This is a genomic window from Undibacterium sp. GW821-FHT11B02 (assembly GCF_058808955.1).
This window is the reverse complement of record NZ_JBXASD010000014.1, coordinates 125,255-148,076: the sequence shown is the minus strand read 5'-3', so window position 1 is coordinate 148,076 and position 22,822 is coordinate 125,255. Positions and strand designations below refer to the sequence as shown.

The 22,822-nt window shown below is 52.3% G+C and carries 17 protein-coding genes; 13 read left to right on the top strand and 4 right to left on the bottom strand.

The window, feature by feature from the left end; all coding sequences use genetic code 11:
• Positions 1-83 precede the first annotated feature (83 nt).
• From AC1RVX_RS25355 to AC1RVX_RS25345, 3 genes are read left to right on the top strand one after another with little or no spacing between them, the layout of a single operon-like run.
• Positions 84-1,235 carry an efflux RND transporter periplasmic adaptor subunit gene (locus tag AC1RVX_RS25355; protein ID WP_493219356.1) on the top strand — a complete coding sequence of 384 codons (1,152 nt, stop codon included), beginning with the start codon at positions 84-86 and terminating at the stop codon, positions 1,233-1,235.
• Positions 1,228-4,344: an efflux RND transporter permease subunit gene (locus AC1RVX_RS25350; RefSeq protein WP_493219355.1), complete on the top strand. Its 3,117-nt coding sequence runs from the start codon at positions 1,228-1,230 to the stop codon at positions 4,342-4,344. Before AC1RVX_RS25355 ends, AC1RVX_RS25350 begins: the two co-directional genes overlap by 8 nt.
• A 9-nt stretch (positions 4,345-4,353) precedes the next feature.
• On the top strand, positions 4,354-5,682 hold the full coding sequence (locus tag AC1RVX_RS25345) for a TolC family protein (RefSeq protein ID WP_493219354.1): 1,329 nt from the start codon (positions 4,354-4,356) through the stop codon (positions 5,680-5,682).
• Positions 5,683-5,857: 175 nt separating this feature from the next.
• Here AC1RVX_RS25345 and AC1RVX_RS25340 read toward each other — a convergent pair whose 3' ends face one another.
• Complete coding sequence (locus AC1RVX_RS25340) at positions 5,858-6,328, bottom strand: Hsp20 family protein (protein ID WP_493219353.1); 471 nt, start codon at positions 6,326-6,328, stop codon at positions 5,858-5,860.
• A gap of 257 nt (positions 6,329-6,585) precedes the next feature.
• On the opposite strand from AC1RVX_RS25340, the gene AC1RVX_RS25335 reads away from it, so the two are divergent.
• Entirely contained in the window at positions 6,586-7,137 is a 552-nt protein-coding gene (locus tag AC1RVX_RS25335; protein WP_493219352.1) for a thymidine kinase, read from the top strand.
• A gap of 101 nt (positions 7,138-7,238) precedes the next feature.
• Here the strand turns inward: AC1RVX_RS25335 and AC1RVX_RS25330 are convergent, their stop codons facing one another.
• Positions 7,239-8,843 (bottom strand): cytochrome C, encoded by a 1,605-nt coding sequence (locus AC1RVX_RS25330; protein WP_493219351.1) that lies wholly within the window; start codon positions 8,841-8,843, stop codon positions 7,239-7,241.
• 241 nt (positions 8,844-9,084) lie between these two features.
• Here AC1RVX_RS25330 and AC1RVX_RS25325 point away from each other — a divergent pair, with 241 nt between their 5' ends.
• Positions 9,085-10,581, top strand: coding sequence for an ATP-binding protein (locus AC1RVX_RS25325; RefSeq protein WP_493219350.1), 1,497 nt, complete (start codon positions 9,085-9,087; stop codon positions 10,579-10,581).
• 9 nt (positions 10,582-10,590) lie between these two features.
• On the top strand, positions 10,591-11,271 hold the full coding sequence (locus AC1RVX_RS25320; RefSeq protein ID WP_493219349.1) for a response regulator: 681 nt from the start codon (positions 10,591-10,593) through the stop codon (positions 11,269-11,271).
• Positions 11,272-11,487: 216 nt separating this feature from the next.
• Here AC1RVX_RS25320 and AC1RVX_RS25315 read toward each other — a convergent pair whose 3' ends face one another.
• On the bottom strand, positions 11,488-12,063 hold the full coding sequence (locus AC1RVX_RS25315; protein WP_493219348.1) for a DUF3455 domain-containing protein: 576 nt from the start codon (positions 12,061-12,063) through the stop codon (positions 11,488-11,490).
• A 369-nt stretch (positions 12,064-12,432) separates the two neighbouring features.
• Between AC1RVX_RS25315 and rlmF the strand changes: the two genes are divergently transcribed.
• The 5 genes from rlmF (at position 12,433) to AC1RVX_RS25290 (ending at position 19,809) form a co-directional block, all read left to right on the top strand.
• Positions 12,433-13,425: a 23S rRNA (adenine(1618)-N(6))-methyltransferase RlmF gene (gene rlmF, locus AC1RVX_RS25310; RefSeq protein WP_493219347.1), complete on the top strand. Its 993-nt coding sequence runs from the start codon at positions 12,433-12,435 to the stop codon at positions 13,423-13,425.
• 192 nt (positions 13,426-13,617) lie between these two features.
• Positions 13,618-14,862, top strand: coding sequence for a nitronate monooxygenase (locus AC1RVX_RS25305; RefSeq protein WP_493219346.1), 1,245 nt, complete (start codon positions 13,618-13,620; stop codon positions 14,860-14,862).
• Between the two features lie 121 nt (positions 14,863-14,983).
• Complete coding sequence (locus AC1RVX_RS25300) at positions 14,984-16,345, top strand: hypothetical protein (protein WP_493219345.1); 1,362 nt, start codon at positions 14,984-14,986, stop codon at positions 16,343-16,345.
• Between the two features lie 129 nt (positions 16,346-16,474).
• The gene (locus AC1RVX_RS25295) at positions 16,475-19,012 is read left to right on the top strand and encodes a TonB-dependent receptor (RefSeq protein WP_493219344.1); all 2,538 of its coding nucleotides are present in this window, start codon (positions 16,475-16,477) and stop codon (positions 19,010-19,012) included.
• Positions 19,013-19,017: 5 nt separating this feature from the next.
• Positions 19,018-19,809 (top strand): DUF1868 domain-containing protein, encoded by a 792-nt coding sequence (locus AC1RVX_RS25290; RefSeq protein WP_493219343.1) that lies wholly within the window; start codon positions 19,018-19,020, stop codon positions 19,807-19,809.
• A gap of 191 nt (positions 19,810-20,000) precedes the next feature.
• Here AC1RVX_RS25290 and AC1RVX_RS25285 read toward each other — a convergent pair whose 3' ends face one another.
• Positions 20,001-20,510: a YHS domain-containing (seleno)protein gene (locus tag AC1RVX_RS25285; protein WP_493219342.1), complete on the bottom strand. Its 510-nt coding sequence runs from the start codon at positions 20,508-20,510 to the stop codon at positions 20,001-20,003.
• A gap of 382 nt (positions 20,511-20,892) precedes the next feature.
• On the opposite strand from AC1RVX_RS25285, the gene AC1RVX_RS25280 reads away from it, so the two are divergent.
• Together AC1RVX_RS25280 and AC1RVX_RS25275 are read left to right on the top strand one after the other, a co-directional pair.
• Positions 20,893-22,329 carry an ammonium transporter gene (locus tag AC1RVX_RS25280; RefSeq protein ID WP_493219341.1) on the top strand — a complete coding sequence of 479 codons (1,437 nt, stop codon included), beginning with the start codon at positions 20,893-20,895 and terminating at the stop codon, positions 22,327-22,329.
• Positions 22,326-22,730, top strand: a complete 405-nt coding sequence (locus AC1RVX_RS25275) for a hypothetical protein (protein ID WP_493219340.1) — start codon at positions 22,326-22,328, stop codon at positions 22,728-22,730. Before AC1RVX_RS25280 ends, AC1RVX_RS25275 begins: the two co-directional genes overlap by 4 nt.
• The last annotated feature ends 92 nt before the right edge of the window (positions 22,731-22,822 follow it).

Genomic DNA, 22,822 nt, shown 5'->3' with positions numbered 1-22,822 from the left:
TCTTCCCGGTGATTTGTAATTGACTATTTGCTGAGGCAAACACCCGCCAGTTTTTTCCAGCCGGGTGAATTCTTGAGGTTGAAATGAATAAGAACAATACCCGTCTGAGTATGCTTAGCATGCTGATTACCCCCATCTGCCTGAGCATGTTGCTGTCTGGCTGCAACAGAACAGAGGCGCAGGGCTCCAAAAAAGAGGGTGCAGATGAAGCCAAATTGCCTCTCGTGAGGGAAGCGACTGAAATACGCCTGCCTGAAGCATCGCCGTTACGGAAATCCATCGCGGTGGCCGCCGTATCTGAACAGCCGGTAGAACGTGCCATCATCATTCCTGGCACGATAGAGCTGGATGCAGCAACGTCTGTCAAAGTAGTCCCCCCGGTTGCCGGGCGCATACTGCAGTTGAATAAACGCCTGGGTGACAAAGTAAGCATGGGTGACGTGCTGTTTTCGATTGATTCTGCGGATATCGCAACGGCATACAGTGATGCCAGCAAGGCACAGAGCGCACTTTTACTGGCAAAACGCAACTTGCAACGCCAGAAAGACCTGGTGGATGCAGAGATAGCAGCACGCAAAGATTACGAGCAGGCAGAAGCTGACTATTCTCAGGCCAACACGGAAGTTAGCCGGACCAAAGCCCGGCTGACACAACTCGGCGTCAGCCAGGACAATGGTGGTAGCCATCAGTACCAGTTACGCTCTCCTATAGCCGGGCGTGTCATTGAATTAAGTGCGGCACAAGGTGGCTTCTGGAACGACACGAACGCGCCTTTAATGACCGTCGCTGACTTGTCAACTGTATGGATGACGGCCAATGTCGCAGAAAAAGACTTGTCGCTGGTGTTTGCCGGACAAGCTGCAAAAATCACCCTGAATGCGTACGAGAATGAAGTATTCGAAGGCAAGATACGCTATGTCGGTGATGTCATTGACGCCGATACCCGCAGCGTGAAGGTCAGAATTGCCATTGACAACAAGTCTGGTCGTTTCAAGCCTGGCATGTATGCAAAGGTCAATCTGAGCGGGCAGGCACATCAGGCACCTGTTATTCCTGCTGCGGCACTGGTTCAGAATGGCTTCAATTCCCGTGTGTTTGTCGAAAAGAAACCATGGGTGTTTGAACCCCGCATTGTCAAAACTGGCGCGCAAGTAGGCGACAAACTGGAAATCCTTTCCGGCTTGAAAGCGGGTGAACGTATTGTGGTCAAAGAGGGAGTGCTCCTCAATGATTGAAAATATCGTTAAAGTCAGCTTTGCCCGACGCGGCATAGTCTGGCTGGTCTTCGTTCTGGTGGCCATGTATGGCATTTATTGCTGGAACCAATTGCCACTCGAAGCGTATCCAGATATTGCCGACACCACTTCGCAAGTAGTAACACAAGTCAATGGTCTGGCAGCAGAAGAAGTTGAAAAGCAGATCACGATACCGCTGGAACGCGAGATCATGGGTACGCCTGGCATGCATGTGATGCGTTCCAAGAGTACGTTTGGGTTGTCCCTGATCACGGTTGTGTTCCAGGACGGCACGGAAGATTATTGGTCCCGCCAGCGTTTGCAGGAGCGCATCAGCGCCGTCACGCTGCCCTATGGTGCCCAACCTGGCCTTGACCCCCTGACCTCACCCATAGGTGAAATATATCGCTATACACTGGAATCCAAAACCCGTGATCTGCGTGAATTATCCGAACTCCAGTTCTGGAAGGTTATCCCACGCCTTAAACAGGTAGCGGGGGTTGCCGATGTCACCAATTTTGGCGGTATCACTACACAGTTCCTGCTGGAATTTGACCCTGAAAAACTGAGCAAATATAACCTGAGTCTGTCGCAAATCACGCAAGCTATCAACGCCAATAACGCCAGCGCCGGTGGTAGCATCCTGACGCGCGGGCAACAAGGTTTTGTCGTGCGAGGTATTGGTCTTATCAGTGGGCTGGATGATCTGGGCAACATCATGATCACCCAAAAAAATGGTGTACCTGTCTTGCTGAAAGACCTCGGTGAAGTGAAGCTGGGTAACCAGGAACGTAGCGGCATACTCGGGAAAAATGAAAACCCGGACGCGGTAGAAGGCATTACTTTACTGCTCAAGGGCCAGAATCCATCCAAGGTATTAGAAGGTGTACATGCGGCAGTGCAAGATTTGAATGACAACGTCCTGCCCAAAGATGTCAAGGTGGTGCCTTACCTGGACCGCACCATGCTGGTGGAAGCGACTCTGCATACGGTCGGAAAAACCCTGCTGGAAGGCATGTTCCTGGTGACGTTGGTGCTGCTGCTTTTCCTGGGTAGTCCGCGTGCAGCGCTGATCGTTGCAGTGACGATTCCCATGTCTTTGCTAACCGCTTTCATTTTCATGCACCACTTCAAGATCCCGGCCAATTTGCTGTCGCTGGGATCAATAGATTTCGGTATCGTGGTGGATGGTGCGATTGTTGTCATGGAACAGATACTGCGCAAGTTTGAAGATGACGGCGGTAAACCCCTGACTGCAAAAGACGTCATGACGGCGGCACTGCAAGTCAGCAAACCCATCTTTTTTGGGATGATCGTCATCATCACCGCTTATCTGCCGCTGTTCATGTTTCAGCGCATTGAGTACAAATTATTTTCACCCATGGCATTTGCGATTGGCTTTGCGCTGTTTGGTGCATTGGTTGTCTCGCTGGTCCTGATACCAGGGCTGGCTTATCAGGCCTATAAAAAACCGCGCAAGGTGTTTCATAACCCCGTTCTGGAAAAATTCGCCTCCATCTATAAACCTGTACTGGCAAAAATAGTCAACTCACCCCGATTAACGATCAGTGCCTTTGTGTTTGCATTTGCTGCAGTCGTGAGTCTGGGAGGCAGTATAGGCCGCGATTTTTTACCGACTCTCGATGAGGGTTCGATCTGGCTACAGGTCACCTTGCCGCCCGGTGTTTCGCTGGAAAAGGCCAGCAGTATGTCCGACGAGCTCAGGAAGGCGACCATGGAGTTCAAGGAAGTGTCGGCCATCGTGACACAACTGGGGCGTAACGACGAAGGCACAGATCCGTGGACACCATCCCACATCGAGGTCAGCGTCACCCTGCATCCGTATGACACCTGGAAATCAGGCTGGAGCAAACAGGAACTCATAGAAAAAATGGCCCAGCGGTTTGAACAGCTACCAGGCATCCACGTCGGCTTCACCCAACCCATGATAGATGGTGTGCTGGACAAGCTTGCGGGTGCCCATAGTGACCTGGTAGCCAAAGTCTATGGCAATGATTTCAAGGAATCACGCCGTATTGCCAAGGAAGTGGAAAACACGCTTAAAGCTGTACCTGGCGCAGAAAATGTCATTATCGAACAGGAACCTCCCTTGCCTCAAATCCGTATCGAGGTGGACCGTGCAGCTTCCGCCAGGTACGGTATTAATGTCGCTGACATTGCAGATTTGATAGGGACAGGAATAGGCGGAAAACCAGTAGCCCAGTTGTATATTGATGAACGCCACTATGACATAGGGGTGCGTTTCAATAAAGAATCCCGCAACACGCCGGACGCACTGGCAAGCCTGATGCTGACATCATCAAATGGTGCCAAGATCCCACTGGCGCAAGTGGCCAGCATCCGTCTGGATGATGGTGAAAGCACCATCACACGGGAAATGGGCAAGCGTCATCTGACAGTCGGACTCGGCTTGAAAGGTCGGGACCTTGCTTCTTTCCTGGATGATGCCAAGGAACAGGTGGAATCCAAAGTCAACTACGATCATTCCAAATTCCAGATCACCTGGGGTGGCCAGTTTGAAAACCAGCAGCGTGCCCAGGCCAGACTGGCGGTGATTTTACCCGTCGTCGTGGCATTGATGTTTGTTTTGCTGTTCGGGCAATTCAGGAACCTGCGCCAACCGGCATTGATATTGATGGCCGTACCATTGGGAGCGATAGGTGGCTTATGTGCCCTGCACTTGCGCGGCATGACTTTGAATGTATCCAGTGCAGTCGGCTTTATCGCCCTGTTCGGCGTTGCAGTGATGGATGGAATTTTGATGGTATCAAATCTCAACCGTTTGCGTGCTGAAGGAAAATTATCGCTGCAGGATGTCGTTCTTCAAGGGGCGCGTGAACGTTTCCGCCCCGTACTGATGACAGCAACGGTTGCTGCTCTTGGCTTGCTGCCAGCGGCAATTGCACATGGTCTTGGCAGTGATGTGCAGCGTCCACTGGCTACCGTAGTGGTGGGAGGGTTAATTACTTCAACCGGACTGACTTTGCTATGGTTACCAGGTTTGTACTACCTGATAGAAAAATATATGGAAAACAAAAACAATAAAGCCGCAACTCAAACTGATGCAAGTGCGGCAAATGCAGTTTAAGGAATGATCATGCAAAGATTTCAGATTCAGTTACATCATGTTATGCCACGTGTGTTGCCGCTTATGTCCTGCCTGCTGCTATTGCAGTCACCTGCGTATGCACAAACAAATACCGTCAGCCTGCAGCAATATCTGGCCGCAGTAGAAAACAACAGCCTGGATTTACAAACGCAGAAAGAATCCATATCCAGCGCAAAAGCAGGTATTTCCATAGCAGGTGTAAGGCCAGACCCGCAACTGACAGCAGGTATTGACTCAAAAGAATTGTATGGGCCAAACAAACCCAATACCGCCACAACCTCGATTGCAGGCATAGCCCTTACCCTGGAAACGGCAAACAAAAGAGGCGCACGGATTCAGGCAGCCGAAAGCAATGTACGTATGACAGAAGCAACGGTCGCGGCATACAGGCGGCAGCTACTGAGTGATGCCTCCAATGGGTTCATTGAAGCTTGCCGTTCTTCGATGTCATTGACTCGCAGGGAAGCCAGCCTGAACGCCATGCGCGATATCGTGAAGATGAATGAAACACGCTTTAAAACCGGTGACATAGGCAAACTGGAATTGGTGCAATCAAAAGTTGAGGCCGATCGCTTTGCCATGGATGTCATTAGCGCCCGCGCAGATACGATCAACGCTGAAGCAGTCTTATCGAATTTTCTGGGAAGGAATTTTCATGAACTTTTTACAGACATGAAAATGGATTGCAGCGGGAACCAGGATGATATGACGACAGACCTGGCCACCTTGACCCGACAAGCTTTGGAAAAGCGGGAAGACATACAACTGGCAAGGTCCGCCAGCGACAATGCCAAAGACAATATAGAACTGGCGAGAGCGAACCGCTGGATTGATCCTGTGGTCAATCTTGGTATTAAAAATACGCCCAAGGTGAATGCCATACAAAATGCGAGTGGCACCGTAACCAATTCGCCGGCAGAACGTTCTAACTCACTCAGCCTGACGGTCACGATCCCCATCCCTTTTTCACGCACGCAAAGTGGGGAATTGAGCCAGGCTCAGTCAGCGTTGACGCAGGCACAACTACAATTGCGTTCAAGCCTGATGAAGGCAGAAACCGAGGTAAGGGGAAATTATCTGCAATATCAGGCAGCTTTGCAAAATATTAAAAATTATAAGGACCACGTACTGGATGATTCAGAACGCTTGCTGCAAGGCGTACGCACCAGCTACCGTAAAGGTGCCGCCTCCATGCTGGAACTATTGAATGCCCAACGCAATGCCGACGAGCTTTATCAAGCTTATCTGCAAGCAGAAGCCAACCTGGCAATTGCAAAAATCAAGCTGCAGCAAAGCACAGCTTACCAGGCGAAATAATCCACACGCTTTGCACTACCAGGCAAGGCATGTTGATAAGATCAAACAAGACCGACTCGTACAGAACTCGCACAAGAACTGAAAAATAAAAAAGCATGGGCTTGTCCATGCTTTTTTACTTCATTTTTGGAAACCTGGCCCATGTAACCTCATGGGCCATTTTTTTATTTGTTACTTAAGCGACCTGACGCTGTAACGGATTTTGTGCGCCTACCAGTTGCAGATTATCGCCATCAATCAGGATGCGGCGTGGCTTGTGTGCTTCTGGAATTTCACGCACCAGTTCGATGTTCAGTAAGCCATTGTCCAGGCGGGCACTGACGACTTTGACGTGATCAGCAAGGCGGAAACGGTGTTCGAAATCACGTGATGCAATGCCACGGTGCAGGAAGTTGCGTGTACCTTCGGCTTTTTGACGACGACCTACGATTTTCAGAGTGTCGCGTTCGGACTCGATATCAATTTCGCTGCGGTCAAAGCCTGCGACTGCCATGGTGATTGCATATTTATCTTCTGCAATCAGTTCGATATTGTAGGGGGGATAGCTGGGTGCGGTTTCAGCACGTTGAGCATCATCAAATAACTGGGCGAGGCGGTCAAAACCAATAGCGGAACGGTACAGAGGAGCGAAGTCAAAATTGCGCATGATAATATCCTTTTAAATTGAAGCGATATAAATTAAATGTTTGGAAACTCTTTTTTTGAAACTGTTACTTTCGGACTGCTTTAGCAAACCTCACGTTCGAGCATCTGCTGAGTAGAAAATGGCGCTGAGCCAAAGAGTTTCAAGACCCTGAAATAAAATTTTTATCAAATTTTTTTGCTTCAATAAAATCAACAACAACCCGACTGTTCTTACCAGCAACACTTGCAACAGTTTTAAGGAACCGACAGGAAACATGTATGGCCAAGCTCTACTTCAGATATTCAGCAATGAACGCAGGAAAATCGACTGCCCTTTTGCAGGTGGCCCACAACTATGAAGAACAGGGGCAAAAAGTCCGCCTGTACACTGCAGCCATTGATAATCGCTATGGCCCGGGGAAAGTCACTTCACGTCTGGGGCCGCAAAGACAGGCTGAAGTCTTCGATGCACATTTTGATTTTTTGGCAGAAGCACCCAAGGTCAGTTGCGTGCTGGTGGATGAAGCACAATTTCTGTCTGCGGATCAGGTCAGGCAATTACATCAATTGGCGCAAGTGCGTGGTGTACCAGTGATCTGTTATGGCTTGCGCAGTGATTTTCTGGGCGAACCATTTACCGGTTCCACTTATCTGCTGGCGTTGGCCGATGACATAGAAGAACTGAAAAATATCTGTGGCTGCGGGAAAAAAGCCACGATGAATATTCGCGTCGATGCAAATGGCAAGCGCATGAAAACTGGCGAGCAAATTGATATTGGTGGCAATGAGCGCTATCAACACGTGTGTGGACGCTGCTTCTACGCCGGTTAATTTGGGGCTTGCACAAAACCATACCGGCTGCATTGCAGCTCCTGGCCTGAAGACAAAAGAGCAGACTCAAGGTCTGCTCTTTTTACATCTGACAAACTGTCTCAGAGTACCTTCAAAAACTCGGTCAGATCGACAATCTCCTGCGGCGTCAAACCTATATTGAAACGCTTGTCATAGAACTTCACAACATCGGTCAACTCGACCATGCTACCGTTGTGAAAGTAAGGTGAGCGGGCTTCGATAGCACGCAGGCTGGGTACTTTAAAGCGACCAATGTCCTGCCATTTACCTGTATTCATGGCCTTGCCTGGATCTGTGGTTTCCATGATTTCACCGGTCAGCTTATTCTTCAACGTATACAAGGGCATGTCTGGTGTACGCAGGCTCGCGTCCGATACGCCGGTATTAAACAACCGAGGCACTGAATGTGAACCGACATTACCTACACTATGGCAACTGGTACAGGTCGCCCTTTGCAAAGCCACACGCAACTCGCCATTGAAACCAGCGACACCTGTGACATTAAAGGGTTTGTTATTGAAAATCTGCTCTCCCCTTGCGATAGAGGCCCTGGCAATATTGATGGCCGTAGGTGCCTGAGGTGCCTGAGGTGACTGAGGTGGCTGCGGTGCACGCCCCTGAACTGGTGGATTTGGCGAAACCGGTCTGTCAAGACCGCGCCAGGCTGTAAACATGTTCATGACATTGCGGTCAAATGGCGCGCCAGTAATATAGTCACCCGCATCAATGTCATTGATACCGAAATAGAAATTATTTTTTGCCAGTTCCAGCGGACCGCCTTTGGCACCAGCATCGGTCAAGCTGCCCGCAGTCAGACTACTGACCTGCGCCGTGATTAAAGTCTTTTCAAAATCAACGATGCTGCGCTGTTCAGCCGCAGTCAGCCCCTGCGCTGCCTGCGCATGGCCAGTGACAGCACTGTTTGACTGATGAAGCAAATCAAAATCCGTAGTGGCGAAGCATTGTAAAGGACGACTATTACGTATGCATACATTGGATAGTGCGTCGGTGAAGGTTTCGCGAGCGTCCCACATCACTGTGCTGAGGAATTTCAGATTTGTTGTGGGCAGAGGACGACGGAACAGAGACAGCTCTTTGGCACTGGCATATGCATATGGATCATCGACTTTGACCAGAGTGAATTCTGCATCGGCAGGAATAGCCAATCCTACTCTGATGAGCCCCTTGGTCAACAGCATGCTATACGCCAGGCGCTTTTGATCTATGGTCAGAACCAGAGCATTGGGGGAATTTGCTCCATCATTTGCACTGAAAACCGGATCACCGCCATTAGTTTGTGTGAATCTTTCCTGCAAAATATCCGGGCGCATACTCCAGCCCTGACTTTCCTGATGACAGCTGGCGCAACTGCGGCCATTACCAAAAGCTTTGAAGAAGGCATTATTTTTATCTATGGTGCCAACCGTGGATACTGTCAATGCAGATCCTTCACTATTGGCGATAGGTACAAGCGAAGGCTGCTCAGATGGTGCCGTTGGTGCTGGCGCAGCAGGCACTGATGCTGTGCTGACAGAGGGTGCGGCCTGAGGATTTGTGTCCGATGCTGTACTGGCTGTACCGGCATCACCACCGCATGCGCCCAGACTCAATAGCATCAGTACGGCAATGGATATTTGCGCCCTGCGATGAAAGCCATGCGAAATTAATTTTGTATGTGATCTCATTTGTAGTCCTCCGTCGAGTTTAATTTTTTTACTCAAGAAGCTTGGCATTCGCTGCACGAAGTTCCGAGACTGGAGACAGGATGAAGATCGAATATGGAGAAAAAATGAAGACAATGAGATTTTTTTGAATGTAGCAAAACAAAAATATTTATTTGCAGAACTTCGTGTTTACTCCATGATTGCTCCATAATTGGCTGGCAATATGGCAAATTGATACCATTCTCAGCAAGGTTCTTACAGCATGCGTCTCACCATAGCCCGCAAATTGGCAGTAGCGATTACCGCCATTGTGATTATCAGCATAGGCACCCTGGCCTGGGTAACCAGTCAAAACCTGAAGAGCGGTTTTATTGCCTATCTGAGTGATCTGGAACGGCAAGACCTGGTCAGACTTAGCAAATTGCTGGCAGAAGACTATCGTCAATATGGCAATTTTGATCGTTTTCAGGCAAATCGCCGTCCCATGCGCGATATGCTCGATCAGATACGCAACAAACCTCACCCGGAAAACGAAGATGCTCCGCCGCCCCCGCCGCGAAGGCGTCAACAAGCTGGGGAAGAAGAAGATCAGCGCCCCCCTCCGCCCCCGCGCTCACAGGACAGGCCACCACGTGATGTGCCGCCAGAACAGAGACCCCCCATAGATCCCATGGGTTTTGGACAAAGATTGTCCCTGCTAGACAAGGATGGCAATGCACTCATAGGCCCGGGTGATGCGCCAGGCGGCAGCGTACAGGCCATTATGCTGGGTGATCAAAGGGTAGGTAGTATCCGGCTGGCTCCTCTACGACAAATCTCGAACGCCAGTGCCATGGATTTTGTCACTGTGCAAATACGACAAACCTTATGGCTGGCATTGGCACTTATCCTGGTATCACTGGTGTTTTCCCTTTGGTTGGCCAGACATTTATTACGCCCCCTGAAATCTTTGCATCATGTCACGGCCAGAATTTCCAAAGGCAAGCTTGATGCCAGGGCAGAAATCATCAGTCAGGATGAACTGGCTGACCTGGCCAGTGATATCAATATCATGGCGCAAAACCTGGAAAGAAATGAAGCGCAAAGAAACAAGATGCTGGCCGATATCTCGCATGAATTACGAACCCCGCTGACTGTCATCCAGGGTGAGGTAGAGGCCCTGCTTGATGGCGTTCGCACGATATCGCCGGCAGCGCTGGAATCCCTGCATGCAGAAGTACGCCACTTGAACAAACTGGTTGACGACATACGGCAATTGACCCTGGCCGATACCGGTGACCTGTATTATCATTTTCAAGCCATGGAGCTACGTCCCTTGTTGCAGGACATGTTGCAACGCTTTGAATTGCGTACGCAACAGGCAGGCTTGCGCCTTGAAAGTCACCTTGGCGATATGCCAACCTGGATCAATGCCGATAGCAGCAGGCTGACCCAGGTGATCGGCAATTTGCTGGAAAACAGCATCCGTTATACGGACAGTGGCGGCGTTATCTTGTGTACGCTGACACGCAATGGACCATTGCTGGAACTGAGTCTGGAAGACAGTGCTCCTGGCGTTCCTGATGCCAGCCACGCTTTGCTTTTTGATCGTCTGTACCGTGCAGACAATGCGCGTAGCCGTGCCAGCGGCGGCAGCGGCCTGGGCCTGGCTATCTGCAAAGTGATTGTTGAAGCTCATGGAGGGCGCATCAGCGCCACCCCTTCACAACTGGGCGGCGTCAAAATGCTCGTACAATTGCCGCATATCAGAACGCCATAGGAAACCAGCATGGATACCGGTGCCCACATATTCGTGGTTGAAGATGACCAAAAAATCGCCGCCCTGCTCAAGGATTATTTGCTGGCTGCTGGTTATAGGGTCAGTCATGAGGTAAATGGCAGGCTGGCGCTGGCACAGATCAGGCAATCGCTGCCTGATCTGATCTTGCTGGATCTGATGCTGCCTGAACTTGATGGCATCAGTATCTGCCGGGAAGTACGCCAGTTCAGCCAGGTCCCCATCATCATGCTGACCGCCAGGGTAGAAGAAGTTGACCGCCTGCTCGGCCTTGATACAGGAGCCGACGATTACGTCTGCAAACCCTTCAGTCCGCGTGAGGTGGTGGCGCGTACAAAAGTCCATTTGCGCCGCAGCAAAGGTAACCCGCCCTCAGCGGGATCGTCCCGGTTTTTGATTGATAAGCAGCAATTACGCGTACTGGTCGATAGCCAGCCTTTGAATCTGACACCGGTAGAATTCCGTCTGCTGAGCGAATTCATCAGTCATCCTGAACGGGTATTTTCGCGTCAGCAATTGCTGGACTTTGCGCATGAAGACCAGCGCGATATCAATGACAGGACCGTAGATACGCATATCAAGAATATACGCAAAAAGATACAGGGCAAATTGCCTGGCAATGAATGTCTGCATTCCGTCTATGGCGTAGGTTATCGCTTTGAATTGCCATAGCCGCGCCAAAGTGGCATTTTTTGACCAATACATTGCTTTCCCGGGCAATGAAAAAGGGAGAATAGTGGTTTGACTATCTCCCCTTCTTCAAGCATGAGCTTGCACACTGCCACTGCATAGAAGTGCTTCCATATCGCCCCGGCAATAACAACTGAACGACAGCTATTTTTTTCAGTTAATGCAATATGGCATCAAAGCCACCCAGCCATATTGCAATCAATTTACCTTAAAGAAATAGTAAGTCGCTTTATAAGGTGTGCGTGTTTCTGCTCCCAACTGAAAATCCGAGCAGCCAGTCAACGGTGCTTTGCCACCTACGGTTACCACGCGCTGTACGCTGGTGATATTGGCAAATGTCCCTGTGTTTGAGCTTGATTTGGCTTTCAACAATAACCAGGGAATGGCATTGCTATCCAGACTTTCACTTTTGGCGACGACTTCTGCAACAACTTTACTGCCGTCATTCGCTTCCCAGGTTGGGCCTTCATAATGCTTACCCAGCTTCACACTGGTACTGTCGTGATTGGCATACAGTTCAGCCAAAGGGGCGCGGAATACCCATTCAAATTTTTTGGGGCCAGCTTTATTAGCCTTGCAGTCATAAATCTGCACGCCCGTTGCTGCCATTTGAAATGCCAACACTTCGCCGGCTGGCGCTTTCAAATTGGCAGGTACGCTGACTACCTGTGCAGGAGGTGCAACGGGTGCCGCTGTATGCTTGACGGGTGCGGTAGAGCAGGCTGACAAGACGGCAACGGCAGACAGGCTACCGACGATAGCGATTTTCTTCATTTCTTATACCTTTCAATAAGATGTTCAAGGCGCTCAATCACCACGACCAACAGGTTATAACTGATATATCCAGAGATTTGGAGTCGCATCAGGCGTTTGTACGAGCATACGCTGCAATGGAACCTGCGGGGTTTAAGTTTGGGTGGGCAGATTTTAGCAATAGTGTTTCAAAATAAATAAAACACTTACGGAATTTTACAACCTCACCACAGGCAAACAAATCTATCTGCTCTGTATGGCACGCAATAATTGCTTCATATAAATGATGCCCGATTTGTAGCAAACGGCTGTTCGCCCTTCATGGGACAATGCAGGTCCGGCATCCTGCCTGAATACAGTCAGGCATTGCAAATTTGTGGACCAGGCTTTATGAACAACAAGAACAGCAAGAAAAAAAGAAATCCGACTGCCGTGCAATTACTGCATCCACGCAATCGCCATCATGGCCGCTATGACTTCCCTGCCCTGACAAAGGCAGAACCGGCACTGGCGCAGTTGCAAATAAAAAATCCTCTGGGTGAAACCACCATCAATTTTGCGGACCCGTTGGCAGTCAAGTTGCTCAACAAGGCCTTGCTGCAAAGCAGCTATGGTGTGCGTGACTGGGATATTCCACCGGAAAATCTTTGTCCACCCGTACCTGGCAGGGCTGATTATCTGCATTACCTGGCTGACTTGCTGGCGGAAAGCAATCAGGGACGTATCCCCAAGGGCAGGCAGGTGCTTGCCTTGGATATAGGCACCGGCGCCAGCTGCATTTACCCTTTGCTGGGGTGGAGTGAATATGGCTGGTCATTTTGTGCCAGCGATATCAATGCAGCTTCGTTGGCGAATGCCCAGCACATACTCGACCACAATCCTGACTTGCGCTCGCAAATACAACTGCGTCATCAGGCGAATGCGCAAGCCTTGTTCAAGGGCATCATCGCTGACGATGAATGGTTTGACGTCAGTCTGAGCAATCCCCCATTTCATGCTTCCGCAGAAGAGGCACAAGCAGGCAGCGTACGTAAATGGGAAAACCTGAAGAAAACCGGCAACTCGGACCAGACTATACCAATATTGAACTTCAGCGGCCACGATGCAGAACTCTGGTGTGAAGGCGGCGAACTAGCGTTTATCAAGAAAATGATCACAGAAAGTGCCACTATACCCACAAAAATTTTGTGGTTTTCCACCCTGGTTTCAAAGTCAGCCAATTTACTTGCAATCCATGCGGCCTTGAAGCAGGTCAAGGTCTGCAATCAAAAAACCATTATCATGAGCCAAGGTAACAAAGAGAGTCGTCTGGTCGCCTGGACCTTCCTGAATGCCAGTCAACATGCCGCCTGGGCTAAATTACGTTGGCAAAATAATAAATAGGCCATACACCAAGGAAATTAAGCGCTGTACAGAATATAATTTCACCTGTACGGGCTAGGGCTGGCTTACAATCTCGTTCGTCTTCTGGATTGCAGCCCAGAGTAAGCATAAATATGTAACAAACAAGCAATATGGTTTGGCAGTAGGTGCGTCGAGTGATTTACTTTTGAGCAAAATGTGTCAAGGATAACAATGAAACGTGTAGATGATTTCCGCCTGAAACTGGGCAAAGATGAGCTGGTTCCTATTATGATCGGTGGTATGGGCGTCGATATTTCCACTGCTGAACTGGCTCTGGTTGCTGCACGTCTCGGTGGAGTCGGCCATATTTCTGATGCCATGGTCCAGGATGTGTCTGACCGTCGTTTTGACACCAGTTTTGTCAAGGAAAAGACCAAATTTTACAAATACAATATCGATAACTCCGACAAGACAGACATCAAGTTCAATCTGGATCAACTGGCAGAAGCAACCCGCCTGCACGTCGGCAAGACCATGGAAGCCAAACAGGGCAAGGGCATGATCTTTGTCAATTGCATGGAAAAGCTGACCATGAATGCCCCGCGCGAAACCTTGAAGGTTCGCCTGGAATCTTCACTGGATGCAGGCATTGACGGCATCACCATGAGTGCGGGTCTGCATCTGGGTTCCTTTGGTCTGATCGCTGATCACCCACGCTTCCGTGACGCGAAACTGGGCATCATCGTATCTTCGCTACGCGCGCTGCAATTATTCCTGCGCAAAAATTCCCGCCTGAACCGCCTGCCTGACTACGTAATCGTCGAAGGTCCTCTGGCTGGCGGCCATCTGGGTTTTGGTATGGATTGGGCTGAGTACGATTTGCAGACCATCATTGCTGAAATCGTCCAGTACCTGAAGGCAGAAAACCTGGATATCCCCCTGGTTGCCGCCGGGGGCATTTTCACAGGCAGTGACGCCGTGTCCTTCCTGGAAAACGGAGCATCTGCTGTGCAAGTGGCGACACGCTTCACGGTCACCAATGAATGCGGTTTGCCTGCCAAGGTCAAACAGGAATATTTCAAAGCCAGCGAAGACGATATCGAAGTCAATAATATCTCGCCCACCGGCTATCCTATGCGTATGTTAAAGAACACACCAGCAATAGGCGATGGCATACGACCAGGTTGCGAATCCTATGGTTATCTGCTGGATGGTAATGGCAACTGCGCTTACATCACTTCGTATAACCGTGAAGTGGCAGCCCACCCCGACGCCAAAAAAGTGTCGGTCATGGACAAGACTTGTCTGTGTACCCATATGCGCAATTTCAATTGCTGGACTTGTGGGCAAATGACTTATCGCCTGAAAGACACGACCCGCAAATTGCCGGATGGTAGCTATCAAATGCTGAGTGCGGAGCATGTGTTCCGGGATTATCAATTCAGTGTCGACCACCAGATTGCCTTGCCAGTATAAGTTGCCGGCATAAGTTGCTGATCTGAATACAAAAAGCCGTCTTGCCTTTTGAGCAAAGCGGCTTTTTTCATAGGTAAACGCCCTGCTGCACGATGCAACCTGGAACGGGTGGCTACTGTCAGTGGAATACGCCTATACTGGCAAGCTACAATTATTGATGGGGATGAATGTGGTGACCCAGGCGCAGGAAAAAAACAGCCTCTTTGAAAGCGGCCTGACACCGCCCCAGCCGCGTGATGCTTGCCTGGATGCGCTGGCCCGTGTACTTGCCAGCCAGACTTTTGCCAAAAGCGCGCGGCTGTCGTCGTTCCTGCGCTATGTCTGCGTCACGACCGTGGAGGGGCAAGCGGTGGTGCTGTGCGAACAGCATATCGGCGTGGCCGTGTTCGGCCGACCTGAACACTACAATCCCGCCGACGACACCATCGTACGCACTACGGCGCGATTGCTGCGCCAGCGTCTGGCCCAATACTATGCCGAAGAAGGGAGCGCGGATGCGCTGCGCATCGCGATCCCACGCGGCACCTACGTTCCCGTGTTCGTCCTGGCCACTGCGGTGCCGCCGCAGGCCGAAGAAGAGGTGGCCCTGTCGCCGGAACATCCCACCACAGCGTCGCCCCCTGAACCAACTCCACCCAGACATGACCGCAGGTTGACGCTGGGCATCGCTGCGTTGCTGGCGTTGGCAGTGCTGGCGGGTGCAACGGCCTGGTTAGGCCAGCGTGGCCAGTCTGACATTGCCACATTCTGGACCGCACTGCTGCCAGCTGACCGCGATGCCCTGCTGGTAGTGTCTGACGCGGGACTGGTACTGTACCAGTTGGAAACCCGCAGCCAGGTAAGCCTTGAGGCTTATGCGGCCAAGCGGGTGGGCGAGCCCTTGGTTTCTCCTGATTCAGGCCATGCAGAACATTTCCGTGCCCGCCGCTATACCGGCATGTCCTCGGTCCAACTGGCTGCGGAACTGGGCAAGCGTGCCGTCGCAGCCCCCCAACGCTTGCATCTGCGCTTCGCGCGCGATCTCCAGCTTGGCGACCTGAAACGAGCCAATGTAATCCTACTCGGGGTGGCGCAGGCCAATCCGTGGTGGGCGCTGTACCGCAGCCAGCTGGATTTCCATATCGACTGGAATCCTCAGTTGCCAGACCAGTTCCTGATCCTGAACGACCACCCCCAAAGTGGGGAAGCACCGGGGTACGCCTTCAAGACCGACGATCCACAACGACGCGGTTTTGCCACCATTGCTTACACCCGAGGGCTGGGCGGTGACGGGCATGCACTGCTGATCGGCGGCACCACCTCGGCGGGGACGGAGGCTGCCATTGAATTTCTGGTTGATCCGGCCCGGCTGACACCCTTGCTGAAGCGGGCCACGCTGACGGATGGTTCCGTCGGCAGCTTCGAAATCCTGCTCCAGTGCGTGCTGCAGGCAAACGGCAGCACCGACGTACACATCCTTGGTTTTCACGTGCACCAGGGCTGATTTCTCCTCGGTTTCACCGGGAAACTTCACCGTGAAACGCCTCACGGCACCAAGTGCGCCCCCTATACTCCGCTGCAATCCGGTCTAGTCCGGTAATCACAACAACCAGCCCAGTCGAGGAAATCCGTGGTGAAGAATAAACAAAGAGACCGTAGCGCAATATCCATGCTCCTGCTCGGAGCAATCAGTATCAATGTCCAGGCGGCCGATGCGCCGGCGCCAGATCAACCGGTGTCGCAAGACAGGCCCGAAGCCGCTCAGCAGCAAGTCGTCGTGACCGGCACGTCCGGTCGCAAGAAGAAGTTCGAGACGCCGTACGCCATCTCCACCATCGGCGAGGCGGAAATCCAGCGCAAGGATCCCAAGAGTACGGTCGACTTGCTAAAATCTGTCCCCGGCATCAAGGTAGAGAACTCTGGCGGCCAGGGCGGCGGCGAGAACGTGGTGATCCGGGGTCTGCCGTTTTCTGGCTTCCGTCTGATGGACATGCTGGAAGATGGCCTGCCCCTGTTCGAATCGAACTTCGAGCGTCAATTGCAGATCGACGAACTGTACCGGGTTGACCTGGGTACTGCCGGGGCCGAGATCGTGCGGGGTGGCACGGCACCGGTGTATAGCAATAATGCAGCTGGGGGCGTGGTCAACTTCTTGTCCAACTTCGGTACAACCGAGCCGGACCACTCTGCCAAGTTGACGGTGGGCCAGCGGCATCAGGTGCGTGCCGACCTGGCAATGTCCGGCCCGGTCAACGACCGCCTGCTGTATAGCGTCAGCGGTTTCCTCCGCCAGGGAGATGGCTTGCGCGACCCGGGTTTCAGCAACGCCGACCGCGGCGGCCAGATCAAGCTTGGTGCGACCTATCTGCTGGGTGGCGGCGACAAGTTGTTCGTCAGCCTGAAGCATCTGGACGACCGTGCCATTTTCTACACCAGCATCCCACTAACTGATACCCGCAACGGCAATTCACTGGCCAACCTGATCGACCCGCATACCGGCACCCTGGATTCGGCCAGCTTCCGCCAGATTCATTACCGCGTGTTGGACGGACAGGGTGGTAACGGCTTTGCGGACCGTGACCTTGCCGACGGCATTCATCCCAAAGTCACTACGTTAACGGCAGGCGGCGATTTCACGCTGCCGGGCGGTTGGAAGCTAAGTGACAAGGCCCGTTACACCAGTGGTGAGGTAGGCTTCAACGCACTCCTGAACGGCGCACCATCCGACGCCGCAGCGCTGCTCCAGGCCAACCTGAACGCGGCCCAAAAAGCTTTCGCTGGCACCACATCTCTACGCTACCTGTATGCAGGTAGCGGCCAAGTGTTCGATCCGGCTGTCACCGCTGGACTGACCATGACCAACACCTGGTCCAGTACCGTATCCACGATCCGTAACGCAGTCAACGACCTGCGCGCCAGCAAGTCCTTCGCCCTTGCCGACCTTGGGACGCACGATGTGGCGCTGGGTCTGAGCCTTAGCCGTTTCAGCCTGGAGCAGCGGCAGATCGGTAACACCATCCTCACCAACGTCAAGAACAATGCCGACCTGCTGGACATCCAGGCATTGAACGCCGCCGGTCAACCGACCGGCATGGTGACGGAAAATGGCTTCACCTCTTACGGCAGCGGCGACCTGATTGGCCGCGTGCACGGCCTGGCTTCGGCCGTTTATGCGTCCGAAAACTGGCACGTCTCCAAGGATTGGCAAATCGACATTGGCGTTCGCCATGAAGTACGCCAGGAAGACGGCGAGCGCGGCGTCATCGGCAAGCAAACCCTTTCCAGCACCGGCCCGTTGGCCGCGCAAAGCGTGACCGGCCTGACTGGCTATGTCCCCTATAGCGTGACCCAGCATGGCACAGCCTGGACCGCGGGTTCACTGCTCCAGATCAGCGAGCCGCTCAACGCGTTTGTACGCTACTCCAGCGCCTACAGCTTGCCGCGCCTGAGCGATTACTGGGCCAACATCAACAACGGCGTGGCTGGCACCTTGCCCAACGGCCAGCCAGTGCCGGTGACACCAGTGCGCCAGGCCGAAGTGGGTTTGAAGCTGTCGCAGCCGCAACTACAGTTGGTGTTGATAGGCTTCTACAGCAATTTCAAGAACCTGAATTCGTCGACCTACTTCGCCGACGCGAACGGCGTGCTCACCAACCAGCCACTCCTGATCAATACCACGACCAAGGGACTGGAACTGGAAGGGGCATGGCGGCCCTCCAGCTCGTTCGAACTGAACGGTTCAGCGACCTGGCAACAGCCGGACGTAGATGGCGGCGTTACCTTCACTACTTTGTCCGCCAGCAGCCTGACTGGCAAGCAGATCCCGCGCGTGCCGCGTACCATGGCCACGCTCAGCCCAGCCTGGATGTTCAAGTTTGATGGCCGGAGCGGACGCGTGTATGCCACCTTTAGCGCAGTGGGAAAAAGTTATCAGGACTTTGTAAATACCAGTATTTTGCCGGCCTACCGGACCGTGGACCTGGGAATCCAATATCGCCTGACGCCAGGAGTCAGCCTGCAATTAACGGTTTCTAACCTGACCAATTCCGCCGGACTTACCGAAGGTAACGCCCGTGCGCCATCCGGCAACGCCTTCAGCGTGGCAGAGGCAAGTACGGGCCGCCCAATCTTCGGTCGCAGTATCGCCGCGTCAATCACAGCGCAGTGGTGAGTACGATGAACGCTCAAGCAAACGGTCAGCTAACCTGGTCCCGGCGGCGCGCCTTGGCACTATTGCTGCAGGGCGGTATGGCACTCGGTGCCGGCGTGGTGAACGCCACGCCACGGGCGGCCGTAGTAGCACCGAAATTCAATCCCGACGGCAGCGAAGCGCACTGGCCCGGCAACTCTATCATCTGCCATGTGGACAAGCGCAGCGAAACCTTCATGGCCTTGCTGGACATCCATCGTGATCTGATGCGCAGCGGCATGTTGCACAGGATTGCCATGCTGCCGCCAGCCAGCTACCACATGACGGTCTTCAACGGCATCTCGTATCCGGCGCGGCATCTGGACTTTCCTACGGATATCCCACCCGATGCCGATGAAGCCTTCTGCAACGCCTGGTGGCTGGCCAAGCTGAAGGCTTTCGATCTCGGGTGCGAGTTGCCGTTCCGTCTGCGTGCGCTGCCGGTAGAGCAACAGATCAATTTGTACAACATCCAGTTCGAGCCGGTGGACGCAGCGGAAAACCGCAAGATCCGCAAGCTGCGTGACCGGCTGGCACAGGCACTGAATTACCGCCTGGCCGACCACGACAGCTTCCGCTTCCATATCACGCTGAATTACTTCTACTCGGCGATGACTGGCGAGGAGGAGCGCCGCTTCTTCAAGCTGCACCAGGCGCTGGCCGGGGAATTGATACGGCGTGCACCAGTGGTTGAACTGCAGAATCCGGAATACGTGTATTTCGATGGGATGTATGAGTTCCGGACGCAGTTGCTGCTGCAGAACAAGCGTCCGGCATAGCGACAAAAAAGCAAAGTGTATATGGTCGAATTCAAGACCAGGCTTTGGCTTGAGGCAGAATATGGGCTGAAAACCAGAGCCGAAGACCAGAGCAATATCACGCGGACTTGGTACAACCTCAAACTGCATATCTGAAAAAAAACGCCGCTTTGCTTAGAAGGCAAAGCGGCGTTTTTCATGGGTACAAGCAATCAGAGTTCAGATGGTTTCTTGTTGGCGATGGTTTTCCAGTTATTTTTTGCAAGATCGATATTGCCAGGAATGTCCTTGGACCAGATCGCACGGATCTTTGTATCGAGGTTGAAGTAGAGCTTGTTGTCAATGATGTCATAGACATCGGGGTCAGCAACAAATTTCTTGCCTATGGATGCGCCGTAAGCACAATAACCACCAAAAGCGGGCAAGTATTTTTCTGGATTCGCCAGGAAAGTCTTTTTGTTTTCTTCGCTAGCGAACAGGTAATCGACGCCATCCACTGTTGCCACATGATGACCAGTGCCATGGGTGGGCTTTTCGCTGGTAAAGAAAGTAGTAAGGTCATAGCCACGGGCACCGATAACGCTGTTGGCAACGGTATCCGCTGCGCTGATACCGGGTACTGCAGCCAGTGACAAGAAAGCCACAGCCGACAAGAGAATGATTTTGAGTCTGCTGACTAAGTTACCAAATAAGTTACCGAAGCTGCTGGATGTGCGTGTCATATTGTGTTCCTTTTCATGGTTTACGTCGGACTTTGATTTCGCTTTGCATGTGCATCGCGAATGACAGGCACTGTAATTCAGTTCATCCATGTAAAGAATAGTCAAATTATTGAATTCATTATTCCTCAAAAAGAAATAATAAGAATGACTATGCACATGAAAAGAGGTTTAGCACCTGGTACGTGCAAAGTCATGCCGCACGGTAATATTTGCTTACATTTTGGTGCATGCATGCGCCACCACTGGTATCACCAACAACACAATTCCCTGAAATAGCCATCAACTCACTCATATCCACCGGCATCAGCCTTGGCATGAAAAATGCTGCATCGCAAATAATACCTGTGTGTCATTGACGATGTTTTTTGAAAAGGCTAGTTTGATGAAAATACGCGTACTTTCCAGCTTAATACTTTCGTTCTCTTTCAGCCTGTACCTGTTCAGCGGCACCTGTAATGCACAGGCAGAGCCCCCTGCGGTGGCTTCTGTCACTGCAACGACTACATCAACCCCGGCTTCTACGACCGCTTCTACACTAGTTACCACGCCCGTTACTCCTGTTGCAGCCCTACCAGTAATGACCAAGCCAGGCATGATCGCAGCAGACAAGATCAGTGCTGGTGACACGGCCTGGATGCTGACCTCGACGGCACTGGTATTGTTGATGACCATCCCCGGTCTGGCCCTGTTTTATACCGGTATGGTGCGTAAGAAAAATGCCCTGGGTACGATGGCACATAGTCTGGCAACCACCTGCATCGTCACTGTCTTGTGGGTGGTATTGGGTTACAGCCTGGTATTTACTGCGGGGTCGCCGTATCTGGGCAGCATGGACAGATTCATGTTGCATGGCGTGAGCTTTTTGAAGGAAGCCGGTCAACTCAGCGTGCATCAACTGGCACCGACAATACCGGAAAGTGTGTTCCTGATGTTCCAGATGACGTTTGCCATTATCACCCCTGCCCTGATCACCGGTGCCTTTGCCGAACGCATGAAGTTTTCTGCCTTATTGCTGTTCATCACACTATGGTCATTGCTGGTGTATGTGCCGGTTGCGCATTGGGTATGGGAACCGGCGGGCTGGCTGGCGGCACGTGGCGTGCTGGACTTTGCGGGTGGCACAGTGGTGCATATCAACGCAGGCGTGTCTGGCCTGGTGGCCGCCCTGATTATCGGACCACGCCTTGGTTTCGGCAAAGAGCCCATGCCACCGCACAATCTTTTATTGACTGGCATCGGCGCTTCGCTGTTGTGGGTGGGCTGGTTTGGTTTTAATGCCGGGTCCGCCGGTGCCGCAGATGGCCGGGCAGGCCTGGCCATGCTGGTGACACAAGTGGCGACAGCGACTTCGGCACTGGCCTGGATGTTTGTCGAATGGCTGCGACGTGGCAAACCTTCGGTACTTGGCATCGTTTCAGGTGCCGTCGCTGGACTGGTGGCGATTACGCCAGCCTCCGGCTTTGTCGACTTGACGGGTGCTCTGGTCATTGGTGCCGTTGCCGGCGTGGCCTGTTACTGGGGTGCAACCTCACTCAAATCCATGGGCGGCTACGATGATTCACTGGATGTATTTGGCGTGCATGCGATCGGTGGCGTGGTCGGGGCCTTGCTGACCGGCGTATTTGCGCTGAAGAGCATAGGCGGGGCCGACGGCAGCCTGGCAACTCAGGCATTTGGTGTCGTCGTCACTGTGATTTATTCAGGTGCTGTGACTGCTGTCATTTTATGGCTGGTCAAAGTTACCGTTGGTTTGCGCGTCACTAAAGAGCAGGAAAGAGAAGGGCTTGATCTTGAACTTCACGGGGAGCATATTTTATGAGCACCAGCACCATAGTCCAAAACGCCATGTCAGACAATCTGGCGTTTTCCCTCATGGCACGTCTGCACGTGATTTTGCGGCGGCAAAATGGCCGTGTGACTGACATTGAATATATGCGTGTCAACCCGGCATATTGTCGTGCGATTCTGGATCTTTCACTGGGTTTGCCAAATGCAGATTTGCACGAAATTTGCCTGAAACTGGAAGAAATTTACTTTGGTGAAGACGGCCTGTTTGTTGCGCCACCGCCAGCAGGCCCTTTGCTGGCAAGACTGTCCTCTACCCAGAAATTGCGCCCCAAAGCTCCCGCGCTGGAGGACGACAGCATCATGCAGGTACCCATGCCCCTGCCTGACCACAACACCATGGTCGATCAGACTTACATAGGCAGGCTACGCTAAACTGCGCAGGCATTAAAGAACTGAGAGGCTTGCACTCAAGCCTCTGTCAGGCTGATTTCAGAACGCCCTCCGACCTCACATCTTATGGGGCA